Origin of the sequence: Streptomyces spinoverrucosus, from assembly GCF_015712165.1 — a bacterium.
In the GTDB taxonomy this organism is placed as follows: Bacteria; Actinomycetota; Actinomycetes; order Streptomycetales; family Streptomycetaceae; genus Streptomyces; species Streptomyces spinoverrucosus_A.
Genome location: NZ_JADPZX010000001.1, coordinates 1,239,502 through 1,258,890, shown reverse-complemented (window position 1 = coordinate 1,258,890; position 19,389 = coordinate 1,239,502). Strand labels below are relative to the sequence as shown.

Genomic DNA, 19,389 nt, shown 5'->3' with positions numbered 1-19,389 from the left:
GTCGTGATCGACGAGCAGCGGCTGGTGTCGGTGCCGGAGCACCTGGACTTCAACGGAGGCCGCGACACTGCCCTGCGCCGCCGTCACGGCGTGGTCGGCGCTGGAGGGGGTCGGCCCCGGGGACACGGTGCTGGTCCAGGGGTCGGGTGGCGTCGCACTGTTCGCACTGCAGCTCGCCCGTGCCATGGGAGCCCGCGTGATCGCCGCGACGTCCAGCGAGAAGAAGGCGGCGCGACTGGTCGAACTCGGCGCGAGCGACGTGATCAATTACGTCGACACGCCGGACTGGGGCGCCGAGGTGCGGGGGCTCACCGACGGTCAGGGCGCCGACGTTGTCGTGGAGGTCGGTGGCGCGGGGACGATCGCGCAGTCGATCAAGGCCGTCGCCTACCGCGGAGTCATCTCGCTCGTCGGCCACGTCGCGCATGACACGACAGGAATGAACCTCCTGGACTTCACCTACAGCGGCGCGACCCTGCGCGCGATCGGCGGCGGCAGCAGGAGCGACCTGGAGGACATGAACAGGGTCATCACGGCGCACCAGTTGCGCCCGGTGATCGACCGCGTCTTCCCCTTCGAGGAGGCCCTCGACGCAGCCGCCCACCTGGGGAGCGGTGCCCACTTCGGCAAGGTCGTCATCAGCCACTGACACCGACACGCCCACGCCCGGCTTTCAGCCTGGCCATGACGTCGTCATCCTCCCCGCCGGCCTCGCGGCGGGGAGCAGCTCCGGCTCGCGTCGCACTCGCGGACCCATGGGCCTTCCCGTCGCCCTCGCGTCACCCCGCCAAGGCGTACGCCGAGCGGCTCGGCGCCACCGAGGGCGCGACGAGCGCCCGGATCACCGGCGCCGAGGGCACTACGGCCCGGGTCTCCATCGCATTCGACGGCAAGGCCATCTCGACCGAGGCGCGCGACCTGGTGAACCGGCTCAAGGACGTACCCGAACCGTCGGGCGCCCGGGCGTACTTCGGCGGCGAGTCGGCGGTCTACGACGACACCCTGGACGCGCTCGGCGAGACCCTGCAGGCGGGTGAGTGAGACACCACCGAACACCCTGCAATACCGCTTTGACGGGCCAGAAGAGGCTTCCGTCCTGATCCTGGGTCCCTCCCTGGGTACCACATGGCACAGGTTGTAGAAGCCGTCCAGGGCCGTCCATCCAGTCCGGTGCGGACATATATGTCCAGTTTCGGGACCCTGTGCCGGAGGGTGTCCACGGGGTTTGTGACTCGCGCGTGACACCTGACAGCGTGGGTTGGGGCCTGTGCGAGGGCGCTGTTGTACCCCGGCTCGCCGGTCTCGACGACGCGGAGGAGCGAGGCGTACGACGGTCCGGGTTGGCCTGGGCCCTTGTGGCCTTCCGGCCACGGCGGCCGGCTACCGTCGGCTGATCGCCTGGGCCCGCAAGCCGGGTAAGGTGCGCCGGGCCGGTGTGGAGGGCACTGGCGCCTTCGCAGCGGATCTGTCCCGCTACCTGTTGGATCGGCACGTGCAGGTGTACGAGGTGAACCGGCACGACCGCACGGCCCGCCGCCTTGCCGCACGCGGGGGCAGGGTTCGGTCAGCGGGGTCCTCGATTTCGGCTGGACGGGCACAGTCTCGATCTCGCCGTAGCCTCGGTGGCCAACGTGATGGGCGAAGTCGTACCCGGTGCACTGCGGACTGACCGTTGTCCGGGTGGGGTCAGCTCTCCTGCGCACTCGGTCCGCCTTGCCGGAACAGCAAGAAATGTGACGGCGCGTCGGCCGTTCCGGCGACAGTGGCCGGTGCCCGCCTCTTTCGGGGAACAGACCGTCGACAGGAGTGACCATGGCACAGCAGCCTCAAGGACCCACGGCGGAGGAACTCGCCGCGCGAACGCCCGGGGAGTTCTGGGAGTCCCTCTACAGTGAACGGGCGGACGGCGGCGCCGCTTGGGGAGACCGGGTGAACCCGGTGCTCGCGGAGGTGGCGGGCGTCCTTCCGCCGGGGCTCGCGCTCGACCTCGCGTGCGGGACGGGCGGTGACACCCTCTGGCTCGCCGCACGAGGATGGCGGGTCACGGCGGTCGACATCTCGCCGACCGCCGTGGACCGGCTGGGCGACGTGGCACGGTCCCAGCGCATGGGCGAACTCGTCACAGCCGAGTGCCACGACCTGGCCCGTACCTTCCCGGCGGGGGAGTTCGACCTGGTCTCGGCGCAGTACTTCCACACACCGTACGACCTGCCCCGCGGAGCGATCCTGCGGACCGCCGCCGAGGCACTGCGGCCGGGCGGTCGGCTGCTCGTCGTCGATCACGGCTCCCTCGCCCCCTGGTCCTGGAAGCTGGATCAGGAGCCCTGTTTTCCCACCCCGGAGGAGGTCTACGCCGACATCGGCCTGCCTGCCGCCGGCTGGGCCGTCGAACGGTCCGACGCGCGGGACCGCCGGGCGACCGGACCGGGCGGGCAGACCGCCACGGTCACCGACCACGTCCTGCTCGTCCGCCGCGCGACCGGCTGAGTCCGCACGAACTTTCCCTGCGTGGGAGGCCCCTGAACCGTTCATGAGTGCTCGCGCCGGGTGCGCCGCCAGATCACCGGACCGGCGCCGACGCCCAACATCAGCGCACCCAGGGTGAGGGTCCAGCCCACCTCCGCGCCGGTCCCGGGCGAGGTTGCCGCCGCTCGCCGCCCCCGAGGGTGTGGGTTCTGGCGTCGGTGTCGGGCCCGGCGTGGGCTCGGGGGAGGGCCCGGGAGCCGCCACCGTCACCGGAGCTGAGGGCGCGGACGTCTCGGACGGGCCGACGGTGTTGACGGCGGTGACCGTCGCCCCTTCACCTGCCGACCGGTACTTCGTCGAAGCCGGTCGACGTCACATCCCCCCTCGGCCCAGCCGGCCTTGCGGTAGAAGTCCTCTACCCCGAGGCCCGCCCGCACCGAGAGCTGGAGCCGTTCGAGGCCCATCTTCTCCCGCGCGACGTGACACACCCGGTGCATCAGCGCGGCCCCGATCCCCAGGCGTCGGAGATGCTTGCGCCTGTACGTGGTTCACCCCGCCGCAGTGCGCTTCGAGCGGGTGTCCTTCGCGGCGGACGAGGAGCCAACCGGCCAGGCCCCGTCGAGAGTGGCCGCCAGCAGCCTCCCTTGCTCGGGCGCAAGGCTCTTCGCGATTCGGTCCACGGCGGCTGCCACATCCGCCGGTGTCAAGGCGGCAGTGGACAGTCCGCGGGAATGACCGCCCCGCCGGCGTTGACCACCGTGGCCCAGCAGGCGGCGAGTTCCTGCCGGAGGACGCCGGAGACCCCTGAGAGCCGGGCGAATGGGGTGACCGTGGGTGCGACGGCTTCCAATGCTGTCACGTGCAGCATCTTGTCACCTCCCGCGCGACCGACTGCCCGGTGTGATGAGGCCCCCCGGGCCCCGTGCCTCGCGCTCGACGGCATGGCGCCGCCGACGCCGTTGACCGTCGGCGGACTTGAGCGTGGCGGCGCACGGTTGAGGCTGCCAAGTGGTGTGTGGGGCTGCGTGGATGCCGGGTTCCGCGATGAACGCTCATGGGTGAGGCACCTGCGGTCCCCGGATGAACCCAGAGGCGAGGGAGCGTCGGCCCGGCGCCGAACGGTGCCACCGAGTGGTCCGGCCAGGCTCACGCCAGCTGCCAGATCCGGGCGAGGGCTTCGGTGGTGAGTACCTGGTCAGGTATGCCCCATCCGACCAGCCGCCCGTCGCTGAGGAGGAGGCAGGCGTCCGCCGTGCGGGCGGCTTCCAGGTCGTGCGTGGCCTGGACGACGGTGGTGCCGTCGGCGACCAGTTCCGCCAGCAGCGCCGCGATCCGCTCGCGGGCCTCCGGGTCGAGCCCGGTGGTCGGCTCGTCCAGCAGGAGGAGGTCGGACTGCTGGGCGAGGCCCTGGGCGATCAGGACGCGTTGGCGCTGACCGCCCGACAACTCGCCGAGCTGGCGGGCGGAGAGGTCGGCGACGCCCAGCCGGTCCATGGCCGAGTCGACCAGCGTCCGGTCGTGCCTGGTCAGCCGCCGCCACAGGCCGCGCTCGCCCCAGCGCCCCATCTCCACCGTCTGCCGCACGGTGAGCGGCAGTGCGTCGCCGACGGCACCGCGCTGCGGCACGAAGGCCGGCGGATGTCCTTGGGAATACCGGAGCTGTCCGGCTGTGGTCTCGATCACGCCGGCGAGGACTCCGAGGAGGGTGGACTTTCCGCTCCCGTTCGGTCCGACGAGCGCCGTCATGGCCAAGGCCGGTATATCCGCGGTGAGTTGGCGCAGTACGGGTCTGCCCGGGTATCCGGCGTCCAGGCCGGCGAACCGGATGCGATGGTTTCCTTCCTCGGCGCCCGGGGCTTCACGGCGATTGTTATTGAACATGGTTGTCATTGTAGTGTCATTCTATGGAGTGGTTGACGGCGCCTTTCGAGGTGACCTTCGTGCAGCGGGCCCTGTGGGCAGGGATTCTGGTGTCGGCCATATGTGCCCTGGCCGGCACATGGGTCGTACTCAGGGGGATGGCCTTCCTCGGTGACGCCATGTCCCACGGACTGCTGCCGGGAGTCGCGGTCGCCGCGCTGCTCGGGGGCAACCTCATGGTGGGAGCTCTGGTGAGCGCGGCCGTCATGACCGCCGGCGTCACCGCCCTCGGCCGTACGCCGAGACTGTCCCAGGACACCGGAATCGGCCTGCTCTTCGTCGGCATGCTGTCCCTGGGCGTCATCATCGTGTCGCGGTCGCAGTCGTTCGCGGTCGACCTGACCGGGTTCCTCTTCGGCGACGTTCTCGCCGTACGCGAGAGCGACCTGGTACTGCTGGGAGCGGCGCTGCTGTTGGCGCTGCTCGTCGCGGTACTCGGTCACCGGGCCTTCCTGGCCCTGGCGTTCGACGCCCGCAAGGCCCGGACACTCGGCCTGCGCCCCCGGCTGGCCCACGCCGTGCTGCTCGCACTGCTGGCCCTGGCCATCGTGGCCTCGTTCCACATCGTGGGGACGTTGCTGGTCCTCGGCCTGCTCATCGCCCCGCCGGCGGCGGCCTTGCCCTGGGCGCGCAGCGTGAGCGGCGTCATGCTTCTCGCGGCGGTCCTCGGCGCGATCGCCACCTTCGGCGGCCTGCTGCTCTCCTGGCACCTGAGCACCGCGGCCGGAGCGACCGTCTCCGGCCTGGCGGTGAGCCTGTTCTTCCTGTCCCACCTCGCGTCCGGAGTGCACCACCGACGCCGCGCCCGCCTCGCGGAACTCCCCACTCCCACCCCCGCGGTGACTGCGAACAGCCCCGCTTCCGCGGTCACGTCGACCCCCCACACGACCCGACCGAACGAAACCTGACTGAGGCGATCTCCCTTGTTCGTCCGAAGAGACGTCATTTCCCCGGTGTCGGCGCTCCTGGCCCTGGCCCTGCTGACCGCTGGCTGCGCGAGCGGCGGCGGCATCGAGTCCAAGCCCGGCTCCCCTTCCTCCACCACGCCCCACGGCTATGTCGAAGGAGCCACCGAGGCCGCCGAGCAGCAGTCCCGCCTGCTGCTCGGCGACCCCGGTACCGGCGATACCGCGGTCCTGGACCTGATCAGCGGCAAAGTCCACGAGACCGAACGAAGAACAGGCGTCACCGCACTCACGACGGACGGTCGCTTCGGCTACTTCCACGGCGCGAACGGCACCCATGTCCTCGACAGCGGCGCATGGATGGTCGACCACGGCGACCACGTGCACTACTACCGGGCGACGATCCGCGACGTCGGCCAACTGCCGGGCGGTACCGGCACCCTGGTCCGCGGCGACGCCGGCGTGACCGTGGTGACCGGCGCGGACGGCCGCGCGGCCGTCTATCGCCGCGCCGGTCTGGAGAAGGGCACGATCGGCGCCCCGGTCGAGCTTCCCGGCTCCTACGCAGGGGCCGTGGTGCCTTACGAGGAACACCTGATCGCGCTCACGCGGGGCGGGGAGGGCCCGGCGAGGGTCGTCGTGCTCGACCGCTCGGGCAAACGCGTCGCCTCACCGGAGGCCGGGTGCGAGGACCCGCGGGGCGATGCCGTCACCCGGCGCGGCCTCGTCCTCGGGTGCGCCGACGGTGCCCTGCTCGTGCACGAGGACGACGGCGCCTTCACCGCCGAGAAGATCCCGTACGGCGAGGACGTACCGAAGGACGAGAGGGCCACGGCGTTCCGGCACCGCGCGGGCAGCACCACGCTCACCGCACCCGCTGGCACGAAGGCCGTCTGGGTCCTGGACGTGACCGAGCGCGCCTGGACACGGGTGAGGACCGGTCCCGTCGTCGCCGCCAACACCGCAGGCGAGGGCTCCCCGCTGATCGTCCTGGAGACCGACGGAGCCCTGCACGGCTACGACATCGCCGACGGCAAGGAGTCCGCGGTGACCGACCGGCTGCTTCAGGACGTCCCCGAGATCCCGACCGACGCGGCCACCGCACCGGTGCTCGAGATCGACCGGAGCCGGGCCTACCTCAACGACCCGGAGGGCAAGCGCGTGTACGAGATCGACTACAACGACAGCCTCCGCGTCGCCCGCACTTTCGACCTGGACATCCGGCCGTCCATGATGGCGGAGACGGGGCGATGAGCGTGCGCGCGAAGGCGGCGCGGGTCCGCGCCCTGGTCCTGACCCTGATCAGCTTCTTCACCCTCGCCGCCACGGCGACCGGCTGTGCGAGCGACGACGACCGGCCCCGGGTCGTGGTGACGACCAACATCCTCGGTGACATCACCCGTGCGATCGTCGGCGACGAGGCGGACGTCAGCGTCCTGATGAAGCCCAACGCCGACCCGCACTCCTTCGGTCTGTCGGCCGTGCAGGCGGCCGAGTTGGAGAACGCCGACCTGGTCGTCTACAACGGGCTGGGCCTGGAGGAGAACGTACTGCGGCACGTGGAGGCCGCCCGCGACTCCGGTGTGGCCACCTTCGCGGCCGGCGAGGCGGCGGACCCGCTCACCTTCCACACCGGCGACGAGGGCGGCCCCGCCGAAGAGGGCGGAGAGCCCGACCCGCACTTCTGGACCGACCCCGACCGGGTGCGCAAGGCCGCCGCACTGATCGCGGACCAGGTGGTGGAACACGTCGACGGCGTGCAGGAGAAGGCCGTCCGTGACAACGCCGAACGCTACGACGGCCAACTCGCGGACCTCGCCACCTGGATGGAGAAGTCCTTCGCCGCGATACCCGGGGACCGCCGTGCCCTGGTGACCAACCACCACGTGTTCGGATACCTGGCCGACCGCTTCGGCTTCCGGGTGATCGGTGCGGTCATCCCCAGCGGCACGACCCTCGCCTCACCCAGCTCATCCGACCTGCGCTCCCTCACACAGGCCATGCGGGAGGCCGGCGTACGCACCGTCTTCGCCGACTCCTCCCAGCCCACCCGGCTGGCCGAGGTCCTCCGCCAGGAGATGGGCGGCGACGTGGACGTCGTCCCGCTGTACTCCGAGTCGCTGACCGAGAAGGGCAAAGGCGCCGGCACCTACCTGGAAATGATGCGCGCCAACACCTCGGCCATGACCGAGGGCCTCACCGGCGACTGAACGAGCTTCCCCGCTGTCCGGCGTACTCAACGCCGACCGTCCCACCCGCACCCGAACACCGCCCCACGAGGGCCGGAGAGGAATCACACCGATGGACAAGCCCACAAGCACCAGAACGCTCACGGGCACGGCCCTCGCCCTGGCGGCGGCCATGGCGCTGACCGCCTGCGGCGGGAACGACGACACCTCCACCGACACCAAGCCGAAGCAGGCGAAGGGCAGCCAGGCCGCGGCGGTCAAGAACCCGCTGGTCGCCTCCTACGACGGGGGACTGTACGTCCTCGACGGTGAGACCCTGAAGCTCGCGAAGACGGTCGAACTGCCGGGCTTCAACCGGGTCAACCCGGCAGGCGACAAGGACCATGTCGTCATCTCCACCGACACCGGATTCCGCGTTTTCGACGCCGTCCGGCAGACCTTCACGGACGCCGAGTTCAAGGGTGCCAAGCCCGGTCACGTCGTCCAGCACGCCGGCAAGACGGTCCTGTTCACGGACGGCACGGGAGAGGTGAACGTCTTCGACCCCGCCGGCCTCGCCGACGGCAAGAAGCCGCAGTCCCGCAGCTACACCTCCGCCGAGCCCCACCACGGCGTCGCCATCGAGCTGACCAACGGCGAACTCCTCAGCACCCTGGGAACCGAGGAGAAGCGCACCGGCGCCCTGGTCCTGGACAAGAACAACAAGGAGATCAAGCGCGCCGAGAACTGCCCCGGTGTGCACGGCGAGGCGGCCGCGAAGGGCGAGGCGGTCGCCGTCGGCTGCGAGGACGGGGTCCTGATCTACAAGGACGGAAAGTTCACCAAGGTCGACGCCCCCGACGACTACGGCCGCATCGGCAACCAGCGGGGCAGCGACCTCTCGCCGGTCCTCCTGGGCGACTACAAGACCGACGCCGAGGCGGAACTGGAGCGGCCCACCCGCATCTCGCTGATCGACACCCGTACGGCGAAGATACGCCTGGTCGATCTCGGCACCAGCTACTCCTTCCGCTCGCTCGCCCGCGGCCCCCAGGGCGAGGCCCTCGTGCTCGGCACCAATGGCACCCTCCACGTCATCGATCCGGAGACCGGCAAGGTCGAGAAGAAGATCGACGCGGTGGACGACTGGACGGAGCCGCTGGACTGGCAGCAGGCCAGGCCCACCCTCTTCGTCCGCGACGACACGGCCTACGTCTCCGAGCCGGGCAAGCGCCAACTGCACTCCTTCGACCTGGAGTCGGGCACGAAGCTCAACTCCGTGACCCTGCCGAAGAGCACCAACGAACTGTCCGGCGTCGTCGCCGGCCACTGACCGGTCTCGTATCGCCGGATCTCCGCGGCGCCCGTCCACCCGAGGTGGCGGGCGCCGCGCCTTGTGCCCCGCCGCTCGGCCGAGCTACTCGGCTGAGCTTCTTGCGGTCGGAGTGAGGCGACAGCGGACACAGATGCCCGTAAGTTCCACGGTGTGTTCCACCTCTGTGAACCCCGGAGGTCTCGGCCATGTCCTCCGCCCAGCGTTCCACCGCGTCCGCCTCCACCACCCCGCTCAAGCCACAGGCGCGGCAGACGAGATAGTGACGGTGTCCGCCGGTGGGCCGGGGTCCGATTCGCTGTCGTGTCCTTCTTCTCCTGCGGGATGCACCCTCCTATCCCGCGGATCCGGCCGACGCCCTGAGCGTCTCCCGGACCAGGCTGTCGAATCATCTGGCGTGTCTGCGCTACTGCGGCCTCGTCGTGGCGGTGTTGGACGGGCGTCGTACGCGGTACGGGATCGCTTGGGTACGTTCCCGTTTGGCGCGCGCTCGGCTCACCGTTGGTCGGCCGCTCGTGGACCAGGGCGCCGCATCGCCCCGTCGGTGACGAGGGTGACCGCCGCGACGAGGCCGACGGCGGTTGCCACATGGGCGGGAGGTGGCGCCGACGCGACACGCGGACCGTCATCACCGCCCGGTGGAGACGCCCCCGTGCCGGGCACCGGCCAGTGGCAGCAGCCGCATCCTGGCGGGCAGTCGTCGCATGCCGCTCGCAATGGCCATGGGGACAGCCACTGAACGCTCCGAGTTTCGGACCGAAAAGAATACGCACCCCAAGCCAGAAAGGACGGGGAGTGAGGTCCTACCGGCTCGCGTACGGAAGGATTGCCATCTCGCGGGCGTTCTTGATCGCCTTGGCGAGTTGTCGCTGCTGCTGGGCCGAGACGCGGGTGACGCGGCTGCCGCGGATCTTGCCACGGTCGGAAATGAACTTCCGCAGCAGGTCTGTGTCCTTGTAGTCGATGTACGTGATCCCTGCCGTGTCCAGAGGGTTGGGGCGGGTCTTGAGAGGCTTACGGGGGCCCTGGCGACAGGGCATGCGTGTTCCTTCTGAGATGGGTTGCGTGCCGGGCTATACGCGGGCGGCGTCTATCCCACAGGGTCGAGCAGGGAATCGAACGCGGCCGGGAGGTTCTTCCACGCCTCGGGTCCGGCGGCGTACTCGTCGTCGGTGAGCAGGCAGGACTCGAGGACTCGTGCGAGCTCGTCGCCGTCGAGGCCAGGTGAGGTGAAGACGAGGTGCTGGCAGCGGTCGCCGTGCTCGGGGTGCCAGTCCAGCGCGGCCGCGGCCCGGCGGACGGGCGGGACCAGGTCCCAGGCGGCGTCCGGCAAGGAAGCCAGCCACGGGCCGGCGCTCTCCACACACAGGGCTCCACCGGCAGCGTCCCAGGCCAGCAAGGTGTCGGGGCGGTCGGCCAGCCAGAACCGTCCGCGGCTTCGGGCGGCGGCACAGCAGAGATCCTCAAGCGCCTGGTAGAGGCGTTCGGGGTGGAACGGGCGGTGACGGCGCCAGACGAAGGTGGTGACTCCAGCTTCGTCGGCTTCCTGGGGGAGCAGGGCGCAAGCCGGATGCTGGGCTGCGGCCGCCGCCTCCACGTCGAAGCCGGCGAAGGCCAGTTCAGTCAGCTTCGTGGATTCGGCGTCCACCTGACGGGCAGTGGGGTGGAGCTGGGTGAGGAGCGCGCGGTCCTCCTCGTCGGCGTCCTCGCTCTCCACGACGGCGACGACAGGGGCGTACTCCAGTTGCCGGGCCCAGGTGTCGCCCACGGTGCGCTGGTCGCCGGGGGCGGCCGCGAGGCCCGCCTCGGCCAGGTCGTCGCCATTGGCGAGGCAGGGAAGGACCAGAGCGGGATCGACCGCCGTGATCACGTTGGTGAGTCGGACCGTGTCGACACCGTGGGCGACGACGACTTCGGCCATCGCCTTGGGTTCGACCGAGTCCCACAACTCGACGACGACGAGCCGGGTCAGACCGCTGTCGGCCAGCCGCTCCAGCTCGGGAACCAGATCTTCGCGCAGCGCACAGCACGCGCAGTCGTTGACCAGCTGGGCACCGCCGCGAGACAGCTCGCCCGAAGCGTCGCGTACCAGTCGCAGGACGGTGCCCTCGGTTGCAGTGGACAGGTCGTGGTGGAGGGCGACACTGCCGGGAACGGCGTGCAGGAGGCGGTCCACGACCGTCCTGCGGGCATCGGCGTGCAGCCCGCCGACGATCACGACGGGCAGTCGGGCCTCGTCCTGCATCAGTTCGCTCCGCGTCGGCCGTAGCGACGCTCGAACCGCTCGACTCGCCCGGCGGTGTCCAGGACTCGGGCGGTTCCCGTGTAGAAGGGGTGGCTCACGTTCGAGATCTCGACGTCGACCACCGGGTAGGTGTTGCCGTCCTCCCAGTCGATGGTCTTGTCGCTGGTCATGGTGGAGCGGGTGAGGAACGCGTAGTTGGCGGCCCGGTCGCGGAAGACGACGGGACGGTACTCGGGGTGGATTCCAGGCTTCAAGGGGGTGTCCTTCAGGTCGGGTCGGCAGGGGGACGGCGGGAGGTCAGCGTTCCCCGCGGCAGTCGGCTGTACCTCGGTGCGAGCCTCGAGGGGTACTATATGGGAATGGTTTCCATTACCGAAAAGTAATCGTCAGACGAGAGGCAGGAGAGAACTTGTCCGCCCACTGCCAACTGACCGGCGCCCAACCGGGCTTCGGCAACACCATCTCCCACTCGCACCGGCGCACCTCGCGCCGGTTCGACCCCAACATCCAGCGCAAGCGGTACTGGCTGCCGAGTGAGGGCCGGCATGTCCGGCTGGTGCTCAGCGCGAAGGCGATCAAGACCATCGACAGCATTGGCATCGAGGCCGCCGTGGCCCGCATCCGTGCCCGTGGGGAGAAGGTCTGATGGCCAAGAAGAGCAAGATCGCGCAGAACGAGAAGCGCAAGGCGATCGTCGAGCGGTACGCGGTCCGGCGTGCGGAACTGAAGGAGATCATCCGCCGGCCGTCCTCCACCGACGCCGAACGCCAGGCGGCGGTGGAAGAGCTCCGGCGTCAGCCCCGCAACGCCAGTGCGACCCGGGTGCGCAACCGGGACAGCGTGGACGGGCGTCCGCGCGGCCACCTGAGGAAGTTCGGCCTGTCGCGGGTCCGGATGCGTGAGCAGGCCCACGCCGGCTTCCTTCCCGGGGTCACCAAGTCCTCCTGGTAGCCGTGCCGCTCGCGTGCCGGGCGGAGTCGCTGGCCGTGACTCGGCGGGGTCACGGCCAGAGGCGTTCCCGGACGTGCCACCGAATGTCAGGGCGGGCTCAGTGGATTGAGCCGTTGGCTCTCGGCCGTTGGAGATTGGGGAGGGAGCCGCCGCGTGGCGAGTGTGCGGGTGCCATCTGCTCATGGCAGAGCGGGAGTTCAGCCGGCAACAGCAGCACGTCGGTGCGGTACCTGTGGCATGCGGGCCTCGAACTTGTCGAGGGGGTCGCGCTGTTCCCGGGAGCCGAAGAAGTCGGCTGCGATGGGGGCACTTCAGGCCGCCGAAGCGCGCCGAGACGTATCGATCGCGGTGACGATCTCGTCGAAGACCGGGCCGGACGGTGCCGTGGCTGCGACCACCGTCCGGCCCGGAGTCTTAGTTCCCCGCCACGGCGGTGAGGGGCTCGTGCTCGTGCGCGCAGACCTCGTCGAAGCCGTAGGTGTCCCAGGCGGGGAAGGGGTCGGAAGAGGGGGAGCGCTCGTCCTCCCTCATGAGGCAGTCGGCGAGGGCCGCCCGCAGCGGCTCCGCGTCCAGGTGGGTGCCGATGAACACGAGTTCCTGGGCGTAGGGGCTGTCGGTGTCACGCGCGGAGGAGGGCTCGAAGCGTGCCACCGAGCCGGCCTGGGACCACAGTCCCGTCACGTGGGGGCGGCTGGCCAGGGTGAAGAAGCCCTTGGAGCGGAGGATCTGTCCGTGGGCGCCGCTGTCGAGTGCCTCGGTCACGAACGTCCACAGCCGCCCGGGATGGAAGGGCGTCGCGGAGCGGAAGACGGTGGAGGAGATGCCGTACTCCTCTGTCTCGGGGACGTGGTCGCCGTTGAGTTCCCTGACCCAGCCCGGTGCCTGCTGGGCTCGTTCCAGGTCGAAGCGGTTGGCACCCAGGATTTCGCCGACGGGTACGCGGCCCCGCACGGCCGGCACGATGTGGGCGGCGGGGTTGAGGCGGGTCAGGGTGGCCCGCAGCCGGTCGGCTGACGTGGCGTCGACGAGGTCGAGCTTGTTGAGGACGATGACGTCGGCGAACTCGATCTGGTCCATCAGCAGGTCGCTGACCGTGCGTTCGTCGTTCTCGTACTGGTCCAGGCCCCGTTCGGTCAGTTCGTCGCCGGCGGTCAGCTCGGGCAGGAAGCCCGCGGCGTCCACGACCGTGACCATCGTGTCGAGGCGGGCCAGGTCGCCGAGGGTGGCGCCGTCGTCGCGGGCGAAGGCGAAGGTGGCGGCGACGGGCATGGGTTCGGAGATGCCGGAGGACTCGATGAGGAGGTAGTCGAAGCGCCCCTCGCGCGCCAGTCGGTCCACTTCTTCCAGCAGGTCGTCGCGCAGGGTGCAGCAGATGCATCCGTTGGTCATCTCGACCAGGCGTTCCTCGGTGCGCGACAGCGCTGCTTCGCCGCCGCGCACCAGGGCGGCGTCGATGTTGACCTCGCTCATGTCATTGACGATGACGGCGACGCGCAGGCCCTCACGGTTGCTGAGGACGTGGTTGAGCAGGGTGGTCTTGCCGGCGCCGAGGAATCCCGACAGGACGGTGACGGGTAGGCGCGGCGAGGGGGTGTGGGTCATGCGGCGGTCAGCCTTCGGGGCGGAGCAGACCGCGTTCGTATGCCTTGGCCAGCCGCTGGGGGACGAGGTACGGCACGCCGTCCACCGTGACCGTCACCAACTGGGGGTGCTGGTAAGAACGCTGTCACCAGCCGCAAACGGCGGTGATCAGTCTTCGGACCTGGTGGGTTGGGGCAGTTCCGGCGTGCTCGTCGCCTCAGCGAGTGCGAGGCGACCGCCCTTCAGTTCGGGCACGTAGTTGTAGATCGTGTTCCTGGAGACGCCGAGGAGCTTCGCGATCGAGGTGACGGTGTTTTCCGGGCGGGGCGAGCAGGTCGCGGGCGTGACGTACCTGCTCCTCCGTCATCGCCGGCGGGCGGCCGAGTCGGGCGCCGCGGGCGCGAGCGGCGTCCAGGCCCTCGTTGGTGCCCTGCACGATGAGTTCGCGGATGAACTCGGCCAGGGCCGCGAACACGTGGAAGACCAGGCGTCCGCCGGGCGTGGTCGTGTCGAGCGCCTCGTGCAGCGAGGTGAAGCCGACGCCACGCTTGCGCAGGCCGGAGACAATCGCGATGAGGTCCTGGATGGAGCGACCGAGCCGGTCCAGTGACGGGACGACGAGAGTGTCACCCTCGCGCAGGTAGTCGAGCGCCTTCCACAGTTCCTCGCGTTCGGCGTTCTTGCCGGACTTCTCCGTTTCTCGCACACGATCCGGCGCCGTTCCGGCTGCGGGCCGCACCCTTGCTGATCTTGTTCGGGAATCGGTCGATTGATGAACGCGGCTGGCGGACGACGCAAGCCCGTGATGGCGCTTCATGTGCTGGTGCCCATGCTGGGGTGCAGTCCGCCGGCACGAGGTCAGATGGGATCCCGCCGGCGAGAGGCGACTGGGCGGATCTCAGGAACGCCAGTGGATCACGCAGCGGCGGAAGTGACCGATCAGCGGCAGCTTCCCGGCGCCTGCGGTACCTTCCGCGAGACCGTGGGCTTGGGACGTGCCTGCTCGCCTCACTGTCCTGGCTCGGTGGAGTAGCGGTCGGAGGTCGCAGACCAGTCGCGTGTGGTGGCGACGAAATTGCGCATGCCTTCCACGTAGCGTTCGGCGGCAAGCCGCTGGTGAGCGTTCAGCCCCAGGGAGCGGTAGAGGGCCGGTAGGTGGCCTTCGCCGTCCAGGAACTGCCGAGTGAGGTCCTTGATGTCCTGGCGGACGTGGGCGATGGCCTCGTCCCGCGAGCAGCCCCGTTCTTTTTCCGTGATCAGGACCATGTTGTGGCAGTCGCCCTTCGACTCCTCGACCTTGAACGAGTACAGGTCGTTGAGCAGGGCGACCAGGTCGCTTCCGGCGTTCTGCACGACGGTGAACTGCGATGTGGAGAAGAGCTGGGCGGGTACTTCCAGCCGATTGGTGCGTTCGATGAGCGCGAAGAAGCCCTCGCACCAGACGCTGTCGCGGCGCAGTGTGCGGTACTGCTCGGCCGTTAGTTGTGTGTGCTGCTGCCGGTTGCGGGTTTCCGTGCAGCATGCCGCGAGGAATCGGTCGAGGATGCGGGTGAACCGTTGCTGCCATGAGGGGGACATGCCCTCCGTGACGCGGCTCCACATATCGGCGAAGCTCGTCTCGATGGGTGTGCACGGGCTGACGCCGCTGACTGTCGGCGCCTTGCTGCTCAGCGCGAGCAGGCGGTTGCGGGCCTCCTCGGCAGTGCGGACGCTGTTTACGCCGGGCGCGTCCAGCATGTCATCGAAGAGCCTTGCCCAGCCGGTGAAGTCGGTGGCCACCGCCAGATCGGCGCCGCCGGCGTCGGGGTAGCAGCAGGCCACGGCCTCGCTCATTCGGTAGGTCAGGTAACGCTGAACCTGTGCGGTGCTGGTGAGGAGGCTGTGCTCGCGCAGCCAGGCGATGTGGTGCTCGCGGGCCTGGTCGAGGTGCGGGCTCACGCGTACGGTGAACGGGATGCCGAACTGGTCGTCGGCCGCCATGGTGTTGTCCCTTCGGTTGGCGGGGCGGTGTCACAGGCCCCGACGGCGATGGCGGGTGCTGTACCAGCGCAGGGCCGCGTCAAAGCTGTCGCGGTCGAAGTCGGGCCAGAGGGTGTCCGTGAAGTACAGCTCCGCCTGGTCAACCTGCCAGGCCATGAAGCCGGACAGACGCTGTTCACCGGAGGTTCGGATGAGCAGGTCGATGTCGGGCTGGCCGGCGGTCGACAGATACCGTGCCAGGTCCTCTTCAGTGAGCGCACAGGCGGGGACGCCGGGGCCGGTTGGGGTGCGGCGGTGGTGAAGTAGGGTGTTGATCGCGTTGAGGATGTCCTGGCGGCCGCTGTAGGCGACCGCCACGTTCAGCTCCGCCCCGCTGTGATGCCGGGTGTCGGCCTCCACTTCGCGCAGCACGGCCGCGTGGTCGTGGGGAAGCCGGTCGAGGGCGCCGATCGGGCGGATCCTCCAACGCCTTTCGGCGGCCATCCCCAGTACCCCTTCGGTAACCGCCTGGGCGATACCGGCGACCTGCTCACCGTCGCGGTTGAGGTTGCCCTGGGAGAGCGCCCACACCGTGATGACCGGAATGCCTGCTTCTTCGCACCAGGTCATCAGATCGTGCACCCGCCGGGCCCCGGCCCGGTACGCCGCAGCGAGGGACAGGTTGTGGCAGGCGGCCCAGCGGCGGTTTCCGTCCAGGACGACTGCCAGGTGCCGGGGCACCTGCGTAGAGGGGGTGGCAGGGGTACGCTCGGCGCGGTACAGGTGCCTGCCCGTCTGATCAGGGCGTGTCACCGCTGCTCCGCCATGGGCTGCCCGGCGACGTCGGCCGGGATGCGCGGGCCGGGCACACTGGCCGCGGTGAGGTTCAGACGGGCGCCCATGTCGAGGTTCACCTCGCCGTAGGGCCGGACGTGGGACCAGAACAGCGGGGTCAGGCCGCGCCGGTCGGCGGGCGTGAGGAGGTCGGACCACTCCGGTTCGCCAAGGATGTCCTGGAGCATCAGGGTGTTCACGAAGACCAAGGCGGACTGCAAGATCCGCAGGCACAGCACGAACATCTCCTGCTCGTCGCGCCGGTTGGATGCGATCTCCCCGCCCTTGCCGTAGGCGATCACGGAGTTGGCGCCGTTGGAGGACTCCATCACGTTCAGGCCCTCCTCGATCTCCCGCTGAAGGTCGCGAAGCCGCAGGTAGCGGGTCACGAAGATGGTCTTCTGGGCGCGGCCGACCTCCAGCATGGCCGCGTAGGTGGGGTGGGAGGCTTTGCGGGTGAAGCGGCGCAGGATCGCCTCGGTGGACGCGGTGCGGGTCCGGATCGCGGTGGCGTACTTGATCATCTGGTCGTACTGCTGGGCGATGAGTTCCCAGCGGATCGGGCGGGTCAGCGCCGGGCCGAGCTGCGGGTAGGCGTCCGGTTCGCCGGCCACGGGCCGGTACAGCTTCACCTTGTTGATCCGCTTGATCCTCGGCAGTAGGTCGAAGTTCAGCAGCCTCGTGATGCCGAACCCGATTTCCGACTGGCCGTGACTGTCGGTGTAGTTGGCCTCGACATCCATGGTCGTGCCGTGCCGCATCGCGCCCTCGATCATCGCGGCAACCTCGGAAGCAGTGCAGTTGATCAGCTGGGAGTGGATGGCCAGCGACTTCTTCTCCACGTGCCAGTAGATGAGCACCCCACGGCCGCCGTAGCGCGAGTGCCACTCGGTGAACAGGTTCTGGTCGTAGGCCCGCACGTGCGTGGAGTAGGAGGCGACCGCGGTCGAGCCCTGCCCCCACAACTCCGTGCTGCGGGCGGCGAAGGTGGCGTTCGCGATCTCGATGGCGATCTGCCGGGCCGTCTCAGGGGTCAGGTACCGGCGGCGCACGTAGCGCAGCTCGTCCTCCGTGTGGCCGTGGCCGCCGGAGGCGACGGCCTTGATCCCGGTGTTCGTGCCGTAGGCATAGATGACCAGGAGCAGCCGCTCGGCCAGGACCTCCGCCGACAGGGAGCCACCGCCGGAGACGGAGGTGACCGCGTCCAGGCAGCCCGTGCGCAGGACGGCCTCTTTCAGCATGTCGATGAGCGGCACGATGCCCCACCGGCGCTGTACCTCGTCCTTGACCCGGCGCAGGTTCTTCGGCTCGGGCTGGGCCTCGGCCGGGGTCAGCCGGATCGCCCCGGACTTCCGCTCGGCGATGTCCAGCCAGGACAGCTTGGGCATCCGGTCGTTCAGCAGCGTCAGTTCGGTGGCCATCTGCTCGCGCAGTTCGTCGACGAAGTCGGCCGCGTCCAGCGGCTTGCGCAGCTCGCGGTAGTTCTCCTCGCGCCGCTCGGCGAAGTCCTGGGGCAGGTCCTCGTCCGGGTTGCGCCACTTGTCGGCGCCGACCACCCAGATCTCCTTGCACTTGAGCTGGTCGCGCAGAGCTTGGAAGGCGACGACCTCGTAGACCATCCGAACCACCCGGCGCCTGCCCCGCTTGTCCGTGCGGTGCACGACCTCAGCCCAGTCCCCGCCCATCGCCTTGTGTACCGGCACGGTCTCGCCCAGCGGGTAGTAGGTGGTATTGCCCGCCGCCGCGTACCGGGCCACCAGCGCCAACGCCTCGATCACCGGCCGGTGGGTGTGGTTGGACGAGCGGAACTCCAGCACGTCCAGCAGCCGGATCAGCCCTCGCCGGTAGTGGTTGGTGTACGACGCTTTCAAGGTGGTCTGCACCGTGCGCCGGTAGACCGGGCCGCGGGTCTTGAACTCGTGGACCAGCTTCCGCAGCGTCTGCTCGCCGCCGGACACGGCCGGGTAGACGACCTCGCGGACCGTGCCCTCCGGCTCGCCGATCGACGCCTCGGCGAGCTTGAAGAGGATGCTCTCCTTGCCCGACACCTTCTTGAACGCGTTGACCAACTGCTCGGTGACCTTCTTTTCCGCCCGTGCCCCGATCCGGTGCACCGTGGATATCAGCAGCTCGACCAGCGTGTCCGTGATCTCCCGTTCCCGCTCGTGCAGCAGCGCGGCCAGCAGCGTCACCCGCAGCGGCGGCGGGTGCGTGCGCAGGTGGGAGGGGGATTCCACCGCGGCCCGAGCCCGCCACCCGGCCACGACCTTCGGCGCGATGTCGGCGAACAGGTCCGCCGGCAGCCCGACTGCCCTCACCGCGAGCAGCTTGTCGATCTCGGTCAGCATCGTCTCCAGGCTCACATTGCCCGGAGCCTCCTTGATCTTCCCCAGGACCGGCGGGCCGTCCTCGCCCTCACCGGCACCAGCTTCACCGGCTACGGAGTCGTCCTCCTGGTCGCCGCCGACGACCAGGGCCACGATCCGCTCCGTGCTCTCCACCGTGATCCGGGCCGAGATCCTCGCCGTCAGCGTCTCCTCGGCCACGTGCAGCGCGGCGCCCACGATCCGGTCGCACCGCCCCGGAGTCGGCGGCTCAATGCTCTCCGTCCGACAGCGGGCCAGCAGTTCCACCCGCACCCGCTCCGGCCGCCGCTCCTTGCACGCGACGTGCTTGGCGAGCCAGCCGGTCAGCTTGTCCGCATCCGCGACGCTGCACTCCCGGAAGCCCAGATGCCCGCGGATCTGCGCGCGGTGGTACTCGACCGTCCGGCCGCTCCACTCGTACGCCTCCAGCTCGGCGGCAGGTACCTGTACCTGCCGGGCGACGAACTCCACCGCCTCACCCGGCAACTCGAACCGGCCCCGGGGAAACCGACCGTGCTGCGTATAGAACTTCAGCAACACGGCAAAGCCCAGTCTCGTCGCGCTACGCTTGCCGGACACGAGCCCCTGCTCGCCCTTCAACAGCGTCCAGTGCTCGACCAGGTCGTCCAGGTCCAAAGGGGTACGGGCCACGGTCGTCGAT

At 69.6% G+C, this 19,389-nt stretch carries 19 protein-coding genes and 2 pseudogenes; 10 read left to right on the top strand and 11 right to left on the bottom strand.

Annotated features, from left to right (window positions below; translation table 11 throughout):
• The first annotated feature begins 196 nt into the window (after nucleotides 1-196).
• The 3 genes from I2W78_RS40190 to I2W78_RS05715 all read left to right on the top strand — a co-directional run bounded on the left by I2W78_RS40190 (nucleotide 197) and on the right by I2W78_RS05715 (nucleotide 2,487).
• Nucleotides 197-649 carry a zinc-binding dehydrogenase gene (locus I2W78_RS40190; RefSeq protein WP_307783605.1) on the top strand — a complete coding sequence of 151 codons (453 nt, stop codon included), beginning with the start codon at nucleotides 197-199 and terminating at the stop codon, nucleotides 647-649.
• A gap of 35 nt (nucleotides 650-684) precedes the next feature.
• On the top strand, nucleotides 685-1,041 hold the full coding sequence (locus tag I2W78_RS05720) for an MMPL family transporter (RefSeq protein ID WP_196457537.1): 357 nt from the start codon (nucleotides 685-687) through the stop codon (nucleotides 1,039-1,041).
• A gap of 771 nt (nucleotides 1,042-1,812) precedes the next feature.
• Entirely contained in the window at nucleotides 1,813-2,487 is a 675-nt protein-coding gene (locus I2W78_RS05715; RefSeq protein ID WP_196457536.1) for a class I SAM-dependent methyltransferase, read from the top strand.
• 245 nt (nucleotides 2,488-2,732) lie between these two features.
• Here I2W78_RS05715 and I2W78_RS40185 read toward each other — a convergent pair whose 3' ends face one another.
• Both I2W78_RS40185 and aztA read right to left on the bottom strand, forming a co-directional pair.
• The gene (locus tag I2W78_RS40185) at nucleotides 2,733-2,963 is read right to left on the bottom strand and encodes a hypothetical protein (RefSeq protein ID WP_230885336.1); all 231 of its coding nucleotides are present in this window, start codon (nucleotides 2,961-2,963) and stop codon (nucleotides 2,733-2,735) included.
• A 649-nt stretch (nucleotides 2,964-3,612) separates the two neighbouring features.
• The gene (aztA, locus tag I2W78_RS05705) at nucleotides 3,613-4,356 is read right to left on the bottom strand and encodes a zinc ABC transporter ATP-binding protein AztA (protein ID WP_374222637.1); all 744 of its coding nucleotides are present in this window, start codon (nucleotides 4,354-4,356) and stop codon (nucleotides 3,613-3,615) included.
• A 14-nt stretch (nucleotides 4,357-4,370) separates the two neighbouring features.
• On the opposite strand from aztA, the gene aztB reads away from it, so the two are divergent.
• The 5 genes and pseudogenes from aztB to I2W78_RS40175 form a co-directional block, all read left to right on the top strand.
• Nucleotides 4,371-5,294, top strand: coding sequence for a zinc ABC transporter permease AztB (gene aztB, locus I2W78_RS05700; RefSeq protein WP_196457534.1), 924 nt, complete (start codon nucleotides 4,371-4,373; stop codon nucleotides 5,292-5,294).
• A gap of 15 nt (nucleotides 5,295-5,309) precedes the next feature.
• Complete coding sequence (locus tag I2W78_RS05695) at nucleotides 5,310-6,545, top strand: hypothetical protein (protein ID WP_196457533.1); 1,236 nt, start codon at nucleotides 5,310-5,312, stop codon at nucleotides 6,543-6,545.
• Nucleotides 6,542-7,501: a zinc ABC transporter substrate-binding protein AztC gene (aztC, locus tag I2W78_RS05690; protein WP_196457532.1), complete on the top strand. Its 960-nt coding sequence runs from the start codon at nucleotides 6,542-6,544 to the stop codon at nucleotides 7,499-7,501. Before I2W78_RS05695 ends, aztC begins: the two co-directional genes overlap by 4 nt.
• 91 nt (nucleotides 7,502-7,592) lie before the next feature.
• Entirely contained in the window at nucleotides 7,593-8,792 is a 1,200-nt protein-coding gene (gene aztD, locus I2W78_RS05685) for a zinc metallochaperone AztD (protein ID WP_196457531.1), read from the top strand.
• Between the two features lie 278 nt (nucleotides 8,793-9,070).
• A pseudogene (locus tag I2W78_RS40175) lies at nucleotides 9,071-9,256 on the top strand (ArsR family transcriptional regulator); the annotation flags it as partial.
• A 339-nt stretch (nucleotides 9,257-9,595) separates the two neighbouring features.
• Here the strand turns inward: I2W78_RS40175 and rpsR are convergent.
• The 3 genes from rpsR to I2W78_RS05665 are packed head-to-tail and all read right to left on the bottom strand — an operon-like array spanning nucleotide 9,596 to nucleotide 11,291.
• Complete coding sequence (gene rpsR, locus I2W78_RS05675; protein ID WP_196457527.1) at nucleotides 9,596-9,832, bottom strand: 30S ribosomal protein S18; 237 nt, start codon at nucleotides 9,830-9,832, stop codon at nucleotides 9,596-9,598.
• Between the two features lie 50 nt (nucleotides 9,833-9,882).
• Complete coding sequence (locus I2W78_RS05670; protein ID WP_196457525.1) at nucleotides 9,883-11,037, bottom strand: CobW family GTP-binding protein; 1,155 nt, start codon at nucleotides 11,035-11,037, stop codon at nucleotides 9,883-9,885.
• Nucleotides 11,037-11,291: a type B 50S ribosomal protein L31 gene (locus I2W78_RS05665; protein WP_196457523.1), complete on the bottom strand. Its 255-nt coding sequence runs from the start codon at nucleotides 11,289-11,291 to the stop codon at nucleotides 11,037-11,039. The genes I2W78_RS05670 and I2W78_RS05665 overlap by 1 nt, the downstream gene beginning before the upstream one ends.
• Before the next feature lie 155 nt (nucleotides 11,292-11,446).
• Between I2W78_RS05665 and rpmB the strand changes: the two genes are divergently transcribed.
• Both rpmB and rpsN read left to right on the top strand, forming a co-directional pair.
• On the top strand, nucleotides 11,447-11,683 hold the full coding sequence (rpmB, locus tag I2W78_RS05660) for a 50S ribosomal protein L28 (RefSeq protein ID WP_196457521.1): 237 nt from the start codon (nucleotides 11,447-11,449) through the stop codon (nucleotides 11,681-11,683).
• Nucleotides 11,683-11,988 carry a 30S ribosomal protein S14 gene (gene rpsN, locus I2W78_RS05655; RefSeq protein ID WP_196457519.1) on the top strand — a complete coding sequence of 102 codons (306 nt, stop codon included), beginning with the start codon at nucleotides 11,683-11,685 and terminating at the stop codon, nucleotides 11,986-11,988. The genes rpmB and rpsN overlap by 1 nt, the downstream gene beginning before the upstream one ends.
• Nucleotides 11,989-12,402: 414 nt before the next feature.
• On the opposite strand, the gene I2W78_RS05650 is transcribed toward rpsN, so the two are convergent.
• The 6 genes and pseudogenes from I2W78_RS05650 to I2W78_RS05625 all read right to left on the bottom strand — a co-directional run bounded on the left by I2W78_RS05650 (nucleotide 12,403) and on the right by I2W78_RS05625 (nucleotide 19,379).
• Complete coding sequence (locus I2W78_RS05650; RefSeq protein ID WP_196457518.1) at nucleotides 12,403-13,590, bottom strand: GTP-binding protein; 1,188 nt, start codon at nucleotides 13,588-13,590, stop codon at nucleotides 12,403-12,405.
• Between the two features lie 7 nt (nucleotides 13,591-13,597).
• Nucleotides 13,598-13,696, bottom strand: a pseudogene (locus I2W78_RS05645) (50S ribosomal protein L32); the annotation flags it as partial.
• A 90-nt stretch (nucleotides 13,697-13,786) separates the two neighbouring features.
• Entirely contained in the window at nucleotides 13,787-14,275 is a 489-nt protein-coding gene (locus I2W78_RS05640) for a recombinase family protein (protein WP_307783604.1), read from the bottom strand.
• 302 nt (nucleotides 14,276-14,577) lie between these two features.
• Nucleotides 14,578-15,549, bottom strand: coding sequence for a terpene synthase family protein (locus I2W78_RS05635; protein ID WP_196457517.1), 972 nt, complete (start codon nucleotides 15,547-15,549; stop codon nucleotides 14,578-14,580).
• A gap of 30 nt (nucleotides 15,550-15,579) precedes the next feature.
• Nucleotides 15,580-16,341 (bottom strand): polyprenyl diphosphate synthase, encoded by a 762-nt coding sequence (gene uppS / locus I2W78_RS05630; RefSeq protein ID WP_196457515.1) that lies wholly within the window; start codon nucleotides 16,339-16,341, stop codon nucleotides 15,580-15,582.
• Nucleotides 16,338-19,379 carry a Tn3 family transposase gene (locus I2W78_RS05625; RefSeq protein WP_196457513.1) on the bottom strand — a complete coding sequence of 1,014 codons (3,042 nt, stop codon included), beginning with the start codon at nucleotides 19,377-19,379 and terminating at the stop codon, nucleotides 16,338-16,340. Before I2W78_RS05625 ends, uppS begins: the two co-directional genes overlap by 4 nt.
• Nucleotides 19,380-19,389 lie beyond the last annotated feature (10 nt).

Coding starts and splice junctions, on each gene's coding strand:
- I2W78_RS05715 (WP_196457536.1), top strand. CDS start 1,813: ATGGCACAGCAGCCTCAAGGACCCACGGCGGAGGAACTCGCCGCGCGA.
- I2W78_RS05720 (WP_196457537.1), top strand. CDS start 685: ATGACGTCGTCATCCTCCCCGCCGGCCTCGCGGCGGGGAGCAGCTCCG.
- rpsR (WP_196457527.1), bottom strand. CDS start 9,832: ATGCCCTGTCGCCAGGGCCCCCGTAAGCCTCTCAAGACCCGCCCCAAC.
- I2W78_RS40185 (WP_230885336.1), bottom strand. CDS start 2,963: ATGCACCGGGTGTGTCACGTCGCGCGGGAGAAGATGGGCCTCGAACGG.
- rpsN (WP_196457519.1), top strand. CDS start 11,683: ATGGCCAAGAAGAGCAAGATCGCGCAGAACGAGAAGCGCAAGGCGATC.
- aztA (WP_374222637.1), bottom strand. CDS start 4,356: ATGACAACCATGTTCAATAACAATCGCCGTGAAGCCCCGGGCGCCGAG.
- aztD (WP_196457531.1), top strand. CDS start 7,593: ATGGACAAGCCCACAAGCACCAGAACGCTCACGGGCACGGCCCTCGCC.
- aztC (WP_196457532.1), top strand. CDS start 6,542: ATGAGCGTGCGCGCGAAGGCGGCGCGGGTCCGCGCCCTGGTCCTGACC.
- I2W78_RS05670 (WP_196457525.1), bottom strand. CDS start 11,037: ATGCAGGACGAGGCCCGACTGCCCGTCGTGATCGTCGGCGGGCTGCAC.
- I2W78_RS05635 (WP_196457517.1), bottom strand. CDS start 15,549: ATGGCGGCCGACGACCAGTTCGGCATCCCGTTCACCGTACGCGTGAGC.
- aztB (WP_196457534.1), top strand. CDS start 4,371: ATGGAGTGGTTGACGGCGCCTTTCGAGGTGACCTTCGTGCAGCGGGCC.
- I2W78_RS05650 (WP_196457518.1), bottom strand. CDS start 13,590: ATGACCCACACCCCCTCGCCGCGCCTACCCGTCACCGTCCTGTCGGGA.